This window comes from Dinoroseobacter sp. S124A, from assembly GCF_049801015.1.
Taxonomy (GTDB): domain Bacteria; phylum Pseudomonadota; class Alphaproteobacteria; order Rhodobacterales; family Rhodobacteraceae; genus Dinoroseobacter.
The window spans coordinates 233,794-245,251 of record NZ_JBNAGD010000004.1 but is presented as its reverse complement, the minus strand read 5'-3'; the positions used below and the strand labels follow the sequence as shown (position 1 = coordinate 245,251).

Genomic DNA, 11,458 nt, shown 5'->3' with positions numbered 1-11,458 from the left:
GCGAATTCAGAACATCTTGACACCCAAAGAGGGCGAAAATCAATTTACATCAAGACAACCATAAAAGCCGCTGAATATACGGCAGGTTACTTCAGAACACACAGTCCAGCGGCGATCCTCCATCACCTTGAAACTGTAACAAGATTAATCACGGCTGCTCGGCGGTCAAGCAACAAGTTAACGATCACGCAATTGCGAGCGGGCATTCCGCGGGTATGCATTTGCAGCAATTCTCATAGCGCTCTGAAATATAATTTCTTTTTGGCCCCAATTCGATCAGGCCGGAAAACATCGGCAAATCACGGCACGGGCAGAAACATGGTTAACGCGTGAAAACGAAAAAAGGCGGCAAACAGTGTTGCCGCCTTTCGCTGGATTGTTTGCGCTCAGCTTACAGAGAAACGATCTGCGCCGCGCCGGTTGCCACGGCCTGCTCGGCGGCCACGGCGGCCACGGCCAGATCCTGCAACCCGACGCCTGTGCCATCAAAGAGCGTGATCTCGTCCTCGGAGGTCCGCCCCGGGTGATCGCCATTGATCACGCGCCCGATCGGCGTGACATCGGCCTCGGAAATCGCGCCGGAGGCTATAGCGTGCTGGGTCTCGCCGATTGTCGTGGACTGGGCCACCTCATCGGTGAAGAGGGTCGCATTGGCCACGAGGGCCGCGTCGACCTCCTGCTTGCCCTTGGTGTCCGTGCCCATGCAAGCCAGGTGGGTGCCGGGCTTGATATAGTCCGCTGCAATCAGCGGCTCGAAGGCCGAGGTGATGGTGATGATCACGTCCGATTGCGCGCCCAGCTCTTCGCGGGTGACGGCTTTAAACGGGATGCCGAGTTCATCCGCAACCTTGCCCAGATTGGGGATCATGTCCGGATGCGGGTTCCAGCAGACGACCTTCTCGAAATCACGCTGCTCGACCGCGGCGCGCAACTGGAAGGTGGATTGATGCCCAGCGCCGACCATGCCGAGCACCTTGGCGTCCTTGCGCGCAAGCTGGTCGATGGAGACCGCCGAGGAGGCCGCCGTGCGGATCGCTGTCAGGTAGTTGCCCCCCACGAGCCCCTTGAGCTTGCCCGTATCCGGGTCAAAGAGGAACACCGTGGACTGGTGATTGATGATGCCCTTGGACATGTTGTTGGGCCAGTAGCCGCCGGCCTTCACGCCCAGCACCATGCCTGCCTTGTCGAAGCCGGATTTGAAGCCGTAGAGCGCATCCTCATGGCCGATCGCTTCGCGGATCACCGGGAAGTTATAGGCGTCGTCCCGCGCCATGGCGCCGAAGACGTCGCGCACGGCGGTGAAGGCGAGATTGCGGTCGATGACCTTTTGGCAGATCTCTTCGGTGACAATGACGAGCCCGTCCGTGTCCAGTTTCTTGAGCATGGGTGCCTCCCCTCAGATGGCAGCTCTGCCTCGGGCGTCGGACGCCTCCGGCGGGAGTATTTCAGGAACAATGAGGGGGGTGGTGCGTGCCACCCCCACCGTTGTCAGAGGTCCGGATCAGTAGGCCAGACCGCGGGCCGTGACTGGCCAGAGGGCTTCGACCTTGCCGCCGCGCACGCCCACATACCAGTCATGGACGTTGCAGGTCGGGTCGCAATGGCCGGGGACGAGCTTGAGCTTGTCATTGACCTTGAGCTTGGCATCCGGGTCCGCGATGACACCGTGCTCATCCGAGCATTTGACGTAGGTGACGTCGTCACGGCCATAGATGAAGGGCAGCCCGCTATCCACGGATTGCGCCTTGAGGCCCGCATCGCAGATCGCCTTGTCCGCCTTGGCGTGGGACATGACCGAGGTCAGGATGAAGAGCGCGTTTTCCCACTCGCCCTGATCGATGCGCTTGCCGTCCTTGTCGAGGATCCGGCCATAATCCGCATCCATGAAGGCGTAGGACCCGCATTGCAGCTCGTTATAGACGCCCGAGTTGCCCTCGAAGTAGTAAGACCCCGTGCCGCCGCCGCCGACGATGTCGCAGTCCAGACCTTCGGCCTTCAGGGTGTCCACGGCGTCTTTCACCATGGCCACGGCGATGTCGATCTTGGCTTTGCGGTCATAGTAGTCGTCCATGTGCTGCATGGCGCCCTGATAGGCCTGCAGGCCCGAGAATTTCAGGCCCGGTGCCGCGTCAATGGCCTTGGCGATCTCGACCACGGCGGGGGTGGTGGTGACGCCGCAGCGTCCCGCGCCGCAGTCGATCTCCACGAGGCATTCGATCTGTGTGCCATGCTTGGTGGCCGCGGCCGAGAGATCGGCGACATTCTCGATGTCATCGACGCAGCAGATGGCGCGCGCGCCCAGACGCGGGATGCGGGCCAGACGGTCGATCTTGGCTGGGTCGCGCACCTGGTTCGAGACCAGCACGTCCTTGATGCCGCCACGGGCAAAGGCCTCAGCCTCGGAGACCTTCTGGCAGCAGACGCCGCAGGCCCCGCCGAGCTCCATCTGCATTTTGGCGACATCGACGGATTTGTGCATCTTGCCATGGACCCGGTGACGGACGCCCATCTCCTTGGCGAAGTTGCCCATCTTGACCACGTTGCGCTCCAGCGCGTCGAGATCGACGACCAGGCACGGGGTCTGGATGTCCGCCTCGTCCATCCCAATCGCCGCCGGGATGTTGTAGCCCACTTCGAGCTCTGCGAATTTGGTTTCTGCGTTCATAACCTGGCTCCCCTTAGCCCATGATCCACGGCAGCTTGTCCATATCGACATTGCCGCCCGTTACGATGACACCGACGCGCTTGCCGGCGAATTTTTCCTTGTTCTTCAGAATGGTGGCGAGCGGCACGGCGCAGCTCGGCTCCATCACGATCTTCATCCGCTGCCAGGTGATCTTCATGGCGTCGATGATCTCCTGCTCGGAGGCCGTCAGGATGTCGGACACATGGTTCGACACGAAATGCCAGGTCAGATCCTTGAGCGGTACCTTGAGCCCGTCGGCAATCGTCACCGGCGCATCATCGGCGATGATGTGACCGGCCTTGAAGCTGCGATAGGCGTCGTCGGCCTGCTCGGGCTCGGCGGCGATGATCTTTACCTCGGGGGCGATATTGCTGAGCGTCAGGCAGCAGCCCGAGATCATGCCACCCCCACCGATGGGCGCGATCACCATGTCGAGCCCGTCGGTCTGTTCCATCAACTCGCGTGAACAGGTGCCCTGCCCCGCAACGACCCGCGGGTCGTTATAGGGGTGCACGAACTCGGCACCGGTCGCGGCCTGCACCTCGGCGAAGACAGCCTCGCGCGAGGTGGTGGAGGGCTCACATTCGGTGATGATGCCGCCATAGCCCCGCACAGCCGCTTTCTTGGCCTCGGGGGCCGTGCGCGGCATGACCACATGGCACGGGATCCCGCGCCGCCCGGCGGCGTAGCTGAGCGAGAGCGCGTGGTTGCCCGAGGAATGGGTCGCGACGCCCTTGTCGGCCATCTCTTCGGTCAGCCCGAAGACCGCGTTGGAGGCCCCACGCACCTTGAAGGCACCGGCCTTCTGGAAGTTCTCGCATTTGAAGAACAGCTCCGCGCCCGTCAGCTCGTTGAAATAGGACGAGGTCAGAACCGGGGTTCGGTGAATATAGGGTTTGATCCGCTCATGGGCGGCGACCACGTCCTCATAGGTCGGGATCACCGCGGGTTCGATCGTGTCTTTCATCACGCCCTCACGCTGCTTTGGCGAGGCTTGCGCCCGCCGTGGTCCGGTAGAACTGCTGGGCGGCGGCCACGCCGGAGCCCAGCTCGATCGGATAGTCGAGATCGGCCATTGCCATCTCGATGGTCGCCAGCCCCGACAGCATGGTCACATCCGTCAGCGCGCCCAGATGTCCGATCCGGAAGGCCCGGCCATTCATCTCGCCCAGACCCACCCCGAAGGAGATGTCATAGGTGTCGAAGGCGTGCTGGGTCAGCGCGTTGCTGTCAAAGCCCTTGGGTACGTAAATGGCGCTCACCGTGTCGGAGTAAAGCTCGGGCCGCTCGGCGCAGAGGCTCAGCCCCCAGGCAGAGACCGCGCGACGCACACCCTCGGCCAGACGGAAGTGGCGGGCATAGACGTTTTCCATCCCCTCCTCGGCCAGCATCTTGAGGCTCTCGGCGAGGCCGAACATCAACTGGATCGGCGGGGTGTAGGGGTAGCCCCCCGCACCATTGGCCGCGAGCATGTCGTCGAAGCTGAAGAAGGTGCGCGGCAGTTTCGCCGTCGCGCGATAATCCAGCGCCTTCTGGCTGACGGCCACGATGCACATGCCGGTGAACAGCATGAAGCCCTTCTGCGAGCCGGTGATGGCAATATCCACGCCCCAGCCGTCGAAATCGAAGGGCATCGACGCCAGTGACGACACGCAATCCACCATCAGCAGCGCCGGGTGATCGGCACTGTCCATGGCCCGCCGCACCGCGCCGATATCCGAGCGCACGCCGGTGGCGGTTTCGTTATGGGTCACCAGGACCGCCTTGATCCGATGTGACGTGTCCGCCGCCAGCTTGGCCGCAAACAGGTCCGCCGGCGCGCCGGAGCCCCAGGCGCATTCGATGATCTCGACATTGAGGCCATGGCGCTCGCACAGGTCGATCCAGCGATGGCTGAACATCCCGTAGCGCGCGATCAGCACCGTATCTCCGGGCGAGAGCGTGTTGCTCACCGCGGCTTCCCAGCCGCCCGTGCCACTGGCCGGGAAGGTGATGATCTCGGCGGTCTTGGTGTTGAACACTTTGCGCACGCCATCAAAGAGCGCAGGCAGCATCGCGCCGAATTCCGGCGAGCGATGGTCGCGGGTCTGCACATCCATGGCGCGCCGCAGACGGTCCGGTACATTGGTCGGCCCCGGGATAAAAACTGGGTTTTGCTCAAACATGGTGCAGTCCTCCTTTGAGCAGCAACATAGACAGGGCTTTCTATTTTTCCAATTTTTTCGAAAACATTTTTCGTTTTTGGAAAAATCTGCCTTAACCCATGTTTTCATGTGATTTTACAATTTCCAAAGAAAGTTTTCATCCCGGTATTGAAAATATTTTTCACTGCGAGATACTCATAGACAGCCAGACCGGAGAGATCATGACCGACTCGACCAACCCCCAGCGCCGCAGCCGTGGACGCCCGAAAAACCCGTTTTCCGAAACGCAGACCAGCACGATTCAGGCGCTGGACCGCGGGCTCTCGGTGCTCAGCGCATTGGCCCGGGATGGGGGCGGGACGCTCTCGGATCTTTCCATGCGCTTGGGCATGCCCGCCTCCACCGCGCACCGTGTCCTCGCAACGCTGGAGAAACATGGCTACGTGGATATGGACGAAGCCACACAGACATGGCGCGTGGGGCTGGAGGCGTTTCGCGTCGGGTCCAGCTTCATGCAACGCACGAACCTGCTGGAGGTCGGGCGCAGTACGATGCGGACCCTGATGGAACAGACCGGCGAGACTGCGAATATGGGCATCGCCGACAGCGACCATGTGGTCTTCATCGGGCAGGTCGAGACCCATAACCCGATCCGCGCCTTTCACCGTCCGGGCTCGCGCGGGCCCATGCATGCCTCCGGGATCGGCAAGGCCCTGCTGGCGGCGATGGCGCAGCCGGATACGGAAAAGCTCTTGCGGCGCACGGGGTTGGAGCAGTTCTCCGCCAAGACCCTGACCGCGCCGGATGCGCTCTTGTCGGATCTCGCGGCGGCGCGGGCGCGGGGCTGGGCCTTCGACAATGAAGAACGGTTCGAGGGCATGTGCTGCGTCGCGGCCCCGATCTATGACAGCTTTCAGGAGCCTGTGGCAGGCATCTCGGTCTCTGGCCCGTCGGCGCGGTTCTCGGCCGCTGCCCTGCCCGGGCTGGGCGAGGCCGTGCGGGCCGCCGCAGCCGAGGTCACCGCCCGGATCGGCGGTCAGGCGCCGCGCATGGCCGCCGAGTAACCCGCCCGCTCAGCCCGCCAGATGGCAGGCGACCCGCGCGCCGCCGATCTCGCGCAGCTTGGGCCGCTCGGCACTGCAACGGGCCTCGGCGATGGGGCAGCGCGGATGGAAGGCACAGCCTGAGGGCGGGTTGATCGGATCGGGGATCTCGCCCTGGGGCGGGTCTACCTCGCGCCCGAACCCATCCATCTTGGGCGCCGCGGCAAGCAGCATCTGGGTGTAGGGATGGCGCGGCGTGTCGAACAGCGTATCGGGATCCGCCTCCTCCACCAGCCGCCCGAGATAGAGCACCCCGATCCGGTCCGCCATATGCTGGACCACGGTCAAGTCATGGGAAATAAACAGATAAGTCAGCCCGAACTCATCCTTGAGGTCGGACATCAGGTTCAGCACCTGCGCCTGAACCGAGACATCCAGCGCCGAGGTCGGCTCGTCGCAGACGATCAGTTTGGGTTCGGAGGCGAGGGCGCGGGCGATGCAGATCCGTTGCCGCTGACCGCCGGAAAACTCGTGGGGGAACTTGCCCGCATCCTCGGCGGACAGGCCCACCTGTTCCAGCAACCGCTCGGCGAGGCCCTGCGTCTCGCCCCCCCGGGCGGCCACGGGTTCGGCAATGATATCGCGCACGCGCCAGCGGGGATTTAGGCTGGCGAAGGGGTCCTGAAAGATCATCTGGATGTCTGAGCGTACCGCGTCCAGCGCCGCCTCGTCGGTCTCGCGCGCGAGGTCTATCCCGTTGATTTCAACGCCGCCTTCGGAGGGGCCGAGCAGTCCGACCACCATCTTGCCGATGGTGGACTTGCCCGAGCCGCTCTCGCCCACGAGGGCATAGACCGAGCGTTCCTCGACATCGAAACTGACATCCGAGACCGCCGTCAGGATCGCTTTGGGCAAACGCTCCAGCACGCGGTTCAGCCAGGGTTTCGAGACGTCGAAACGGCGGCTCAGCTCTTTGACGGAGACAAGCGCGGTCATGGATTTCCTCCCTGCAAACCCGCGTCGGCACCGGGTCGGCCTTCTGTCGGACTTGTGTCGGGCAAGTGTCGGGCACCTGCGTTCGGTGGTGTTGCGTCCGCTGCGGCCGGCGCGCCCTCCATCGGATACCAGCAGGCGGCCCGCTCCGTCGCGCCGATGACCGGGCGCGGGTCCTGACGACACCGATCCGCCGCACGCGGGCAGCGCGGGTTGAAGGCGCAGCCCTCGGGCAGCCGCCCGAGCCGGGGCATGGAGCCCGGGATCTGGTGGAGCCGCGCCAGCCCCTTGGAGGCGAGCGGGGTCGAGCCCATCAGCCCGTGGGTATAGGGGTGGCTCGGCTGACTGATCACATCGCGCACCGGGCCCAGCTCGGCCAGACGCCCGGCATACATCACCGCGACCCGGTCCGCGGCCTCGGCGATCACGCCCATATCATGGGTGATCAGCATCACCGCCGTCCCCCGCTCGCGGCAGAGCCGCTTCAGGAGCGCGATGATCTGGGCCTGCACCGAGACATCGAGCGCCGTGGTCGGCTCGTCGGCGATCACCAGGCTCGGCTCGGCACAGAGCGCCAGCGCGATCACCACCCGTTGACGCATCCCGCCGGAAAACTCATGCGGATAGCTGTTCACCCGCTGGCGGGCGGCGGGAATGCCGACCTCCTCAAGGGCGGCAACCGCGCGTTCATCGGCCTCGGCCCGGGAGATCGGCAAATGGGCGAGCATCGTCTCGGTCAGCTGATCCCCGATCCGCAAAAGCGGGTTGAGCGAGGTCAGCGGGTCCTGAAAGACCATGCCGATATCCTTGCCGCGCACCCGGCGCAGGGCGTCGATGCCCAGCTGGTCGATGCGCTTGCCGTTGAGCCAGACCTCGCCGCTGGAGATATGGGCGGGCGGGTTCAGAAGGCCGATCACCGCGTTCCCGGCCATGGACTTGCCCGCGCCGGATTCGCCCACCACGCCGAGGATCTCCCCCGGGGCGATGTCGTAGGAGACGTTGTCCACGGGCCGCAGCACCGCGTAACGGGTCGGAATATCCACAGTCAGGTTGCGGATCGAGAGAACCGGTTCGGTCATTTGGGGCGACGGGCTCCTGTTTCGGGGGCGGGTCTGGCGGTGGCGGGGACCGCAAAGCGCCTCATTTCCGGGCAGAGGCGCCCAATCGGTGCCCCAGGGGCAGCAGGGCCCGTTGCGCCTGCGGACGAATGCCGCAGCGCAGCATAAGCCATCCCGCAACGGCGGGCGTCCCGTGGCATAGTCCGTTCAAGCCGCCATGCGGGGGGACCGGCGCGCATCACAGAACCTGCCGAAGGAGTGCCCCTCATGTGCCTGTCGACCCAAGCCCTTGTCCTGTTCCTCAACCTGATTGGCTCGGATCTGGTGACCACCGATCCCGGACGGATCATCGTGGCCGCCGAGACCGGCGACGTGCATTGGGTGCTCACATCCGATGATGAATGGTGCACCATGGCGCCCCAGCTCGACCGATTGGCGCGGTTCTCGCCCGTCCACTGAGCGGTCATCGCAGCCTCGGGTTCAGGGCGTCGCGCAGCCAGTCGCCCAGCAGGTTCACGCTGAGCGCGAGCACCAGCAGCGTGATCGCCGGGAAGAACAGGATCCACCACTCGCCGGAGAACAGGAAGCCCTGCCCGATGCGGATCAGCGTGCCAAGGCTTGGCTGCGTCGGCGGCGCACCGACCCCGAGGAAGCTGAGCGTCGCCTCGGCGATGATCGCGAGGGCCAGCGAGATTGTGGCGATGACCAGCACCGGCGAGAGCACATTGGGCAGGATATGGCGCAGCATGATGGCGCCGGATCCGCGCCCGATCAGGCGCGCGGCCTGCACGTATTCCTTGTTCTTCTCAACCAGCGTGGCGCCCCGCACGACCCGCGCGAACTGCACCCAGTCCGACAGGCCGATGGCCAGGATCAGCACCCAGATCGCCATTTGGTCGCGGTATTCGACGGGCGTGATCCCCTTGGCGATCCCGAAGATCAGCATGGCCACGAGGATCGCCGGGAAGGTCAGCTGCACATCGGCCACACGCATGATCAGCGTCTCGACCCAGCCGCCCACATAGCCCGCGATCAGCCCCAGCGTGACGCCGAGCACCATGGCGAACATCACCGCGGCGAAGCCCACGAAGAGCGAGATCCGCATCCCGTAAAGGATCGTCGAGAACACGTCCCGGCCCTGATCATCGGTGCCCAGCCAGAACACATCGCCGGTAAAGGCATTGGGCTGCATCGGCTGCGAGAAGCCGTTCATCAGGTTCAGCGAGGCCGGGTTGAACGGGTCATAGGGCGCGATCAGCGGCGCGAAGACCGCCGAGAGCACCAGCACCACCACCAATGTGAAAGAGATCAGCGCCACGGGCGAGCGGCGGAATTTCCACGCGAAATCCGACTGCCAGGCCACGGCGAGGCGCGAGGGCTCTTTCACCGGCGCGGGCGTGTCGTTGGGCATATCCGTCATCTCAATGTCCTCCGGACCCGGAGCGATCCACGCGCAGGCGCGGATCGATCGCGAAATAAAGCAGATCGACGATCAGGTTGATGCCCACGAACATCACCGAGATCAGCATCAGGTAGGCGGCCATCACCGGGATATCGACAAACTGGATCGCGTTGATGAAGAGGAGCCCCACACCGGGCCACTGGAACACGGTCTCGGTGATGATCGCGAAGGCGATGATCGAGCCGAGCTGCAGGCCGGTGACCGTGATCACCGGGACGAGCGTGTTCTTGAGCGCGTGGCGGAAATTCACCGCCTTTTCGGTCAGTCCGCGCGCCCGGGCAAAGCGGATATAGTCCTGTCGCAGCACTTCGAGCATCTCGGACCTGACCAACCGCATGATCAGCGTCATCTGATACAGCCCCAGCGTAATCGCGGGCAATATCAGCGCCTTGAGCCCTGATGCGGTGAGGAAGCCTGTGCTCCACCCGCCGAGATCGACGACCTCTCCGCGTCCGAAACTGGGCAACCAGTTGAGCTCGACCGCGAAGACATAGATCAAGAGGATCCCGATCAGGAAGGTCGGCAGGGAGACCCCGATCAGCGAGACCGACATCACCGCGCTCGCGGCCCAGCCATCGCGGCGGATCGCGGTAAAGATGCCGAGGATAATGCCGAACCCGATGGCCAGCACGCCCGAGACAGCGGCGAGTTCCAGCGTCGCAGGGGCGCGTTCCAGCAGGATCTCGGCCACGGGGCGGGACTGGCGATAGGAGATCCCCAGATCGCCCTGAAAGGCGCGGCTGAGAAAGCTCCAGTATTGCACGAGGAACGGGTCATCGAGCCCGAGCTGCGTGCGCAGACGCTCGATATCTTCCAGCGTGCGCTCCTGCCCCAGCAGGTTGTCGATCGGATCCCCGACGAAGCGGAACATCGAGAACGCGACCAGACCGACGATGAGCAGCACGACCAGCGACTGCACAACGCGGCGAATGATAAATGCGAGCATGCACCCTCCCCAAGCTGCTCTCCGTTGTCCCGCGCCGGGCGGTCATGGTCAAGGCCCGTCTCCTCGGCCGGGCACGCGCCGTCACGGCAAGCCGAAGGTGGCGCGGCCTGAGGCAAAAACCGTTGCCCCCTGCCCAAGCGAAAGGCATGGTCACAGCAACCGCCCGGTTTCGGGCGCGCAGAGACAGTGTGACAGCCGGGGCGCCCACCCATGCCCGGCCCATTTCAGGAGGAGATTTCATGAAACCCTGGACAGCTCTTGCCGCCATGGCGGCCTTCGCCCTGCCCTCGGCTGCGCTTGCGGCCTGCGCGACCGATGACGAGGTTGCCAGTTTCGTTGCGGATTACATCGCCAAGACCCCGACCAAGGCGCTTGGCGTGAATGCCACCATGGAGGAGGCGTTCTGCACCCAGGCCAAGGTCGCCAAGGCGCTGGAGCCCCATTTGGGCCCGGTCGTGGGCTACAAGGCGGGCCTGACCAGCGACCGCGCCATGGAGGCCTTTGGCGTCTCCGAGCCGGTGGCGGGCGTTCTGTACCGCGACATGTTCCTCGAAGACGGCGCGACGGTGACCGGCCCCCACGGGGCACGGCCCCTGTTCGAGGCGGATCTGGTTCTGGTCGTGGGCAGTGCCGCGATCAACACCGCCGAGACCGGCGCGGATGTGATGGATGCCATCGCCTCGGTGCACGGGTTCATCGAGCTGCCGGACCTGATGTATGCCAAGGACGAGCCCCTGACCGGTGCCACGATCACCGCGGGCGGCGTCGGCGCGCGGGCGGGTGTGCTCGGCCCGGCGATCCCGTTCGAGGATGGCGGCGCGATGATCGACCTGCTGGCCGAGATGCAGGTGCGCGTCACCGATGCCGAGGGCACGGTCCTGTCCGAGGCGCCGGGTGCGGCGGTTCTGGGCAACCCGCTGCGATCGGTGATCTGGCTGCGCAGCACCGGCATCACCTTCAAGGAGGGGGACATGATCTCGGTGGGCTCCATCGGGCCGCTCATGCCGCCGGCCAAGGCCAAGGGCATGGCCACGGTCGAGTATCTCGGCCTGCCGGGGAACCCCAGCCTGACGGTGAATTTCGAATAACTCCGCAGCGCCACGCTGCGCCGCGCCGGGAACCATGG

At 64.5% G+C, this 11,458-nt stretch carries 11 protein-coding genes; 3 read left to right on the top strand and 8 right to left on the bottom strand.

The window, feature by feature from the left end:
• Window positions 1-391 precede the first annotated feature (391 nt).
• The 4 genes from bhcD to bhcA form a co-directional block, all read right to left on the bottom strand.
• Window positions 392-1,384 (bottom strand): iminosuccinate reductase BhcD, encoded by a 993-nt coding sequence (gene bhcD / locus ACP15I_RS11645; RefSeq protein ID WP_424975210.1) that lies wholly within the window; start codon window positions 1,382-1,384, stop codon window positions 392-394.
• 117 nt (window positions 1,385-1,501) lie between these two features.
• Entirely contained in the window at window positions 1,502-2,665 is a 1,164-nt protein-coding gene (gene bhcC / locus ACP15I_RS11640; protein WP_424975209.1) for a 3-hydroxy-D-aspartate aldolase BhcC, read from the bottom strand.
• A 13-nt stretch (window positions 2,666-2,678) separates the two neighbouring features.
• The gene (gene bhcB / locus ACP15I_RS11635; RefSeq protein WP_424975208.1) at window positions 2,679-3,653 is read right to left on the bottom strand and encodes a beta-hydroxyaspartate dehydratase BhcB; all 975 of its coding nucleotides are present in this window, start codon (window positions 3,651-3,653) and stop codon (window positions 2,679-2,681) included.
• Between the two features lie 7 nt (window positions 3,654-3,660).
• A complete protein-coding gene (gene bhcA, locus ACP15I_RS11630; protein ID WP_424975207.1) occupies window positions 3,661-4,851 on the bottom strand; it encodes an L-aspartate--glyoxylate aminotransferase BhcA in 1,191 nt (396 codons plus the stop codon).
• A 200-nt stretch (window positions 4,852-5,051) separates the two neighbouring features.
• On the opposite strand from bhcA, the gene bhcR reads away from it, so the two are divergent.
• The gene (gene bhcR / locus ACP15I_RS11625) at window positions 5,052-5,894 is read left to right on the top strand and encodes an HTH-type transcriptional regulator BhcR (protein WP_424965858.1); all 843 of its coding nucleotides are present in this window, start codon (window positions 5,052-5,054) and stop codon (window positions 5,892-5,894) included.
• A 9-nt stretch (window positions 5,895-5,903) separates the two neighbouring features.
• Here bhcR and ACP15I_RS11620 read toward each other — a convergent pair whose 3' ends face one another.
• Entirely contained in the window at window positions 5,904-6,869 is a 966-nt protein-coding gene (locus tag ACP15I_RS11620) for an ABC transporter ATP-binding protein (RefSeq protein WP_424965857.1), read from the bottom strand.
• On the bottom strand, window positions 6,866-7,945 hold the full coding sequence (locus ACP15I_RS11615) for an ABC transporter ATP-binding protein (protein WP_424965856.1): 1,080 nt from the start codon (window positions 7,943-7,945) through the stop codon (window positions 6,866-6,868). The genes ACP15I_RS11620 and ACP15I_RS11615 overlap by 4 nt, the downstream gene beginning before the upstream one ends.
• A gap of 246 nt (window positions 7,946-8,191) precedes the next feature.
• On the opposite strand from ACP15I_RS11615, the gene ACP15I_RS11610 reads away from it, so the two are divergent.
• Window positions 8,192-8,383 (top strand): hypothetical protein, encoded by a 192-nt coding sequence (locus ACP15I_RS11610; protein ID WP_424975206.1) that lies wholly within the window; start codon window positions 8,192-8,194, stop codon window positions 8,381-8,383.
• Between the two features lie 4 nt (window positions 8,384-8,387).
• Here ACP15I_RS11610 and ACP15I_RS11605 read toward each other — a convergent pair whose 3' ends face one another.
• Complete coding sequence (locus tag ACP15I_RS11605) at window positions 8,388-9,344, bottom strand: ABC transporter permease (protein WP_424975205.1); 957 nt, start codon at window positions 9,342-9,344, stop codon at window positions 8,388-8,390.
• Window position 9,345: 1 nt separating this feature from the next.
• The gene (locus ACP15I_RS11600; RefSeq protein WP_424975204.1) at window positions 9,346-10,332 is read right to left on the bottom strand and encodes an ABC transporter permease; all 987 of its coding nucleotides are present in this window, start codon (window positions 10,330-10,332) and stop codon (window positions 9,346-9,348) included.
• A gap of 239 nt (window positions 10,333-10,571) precedes the next feature.
• Here ACP15I_RS11600 and ACP15I_RS11595 point away from each other — a divergent pair, with 239 nt between their 5' ends.
• Window positions 10,572-11,420 carry a 2-keto-4-pentenoate hydratase gene (locus tag ACP15I_RS11595; protein WP_424975203.1) on the top strand — a complete coding sequence of 283 codons (849 nt, stop codon included), beginning with the start codon at window positions 10,572-10,574 and terminating at the stop codon, window positions 11,418-11,420.
• Window positions 11,421-11,458 lie beyond the last annotated feature (38 nt).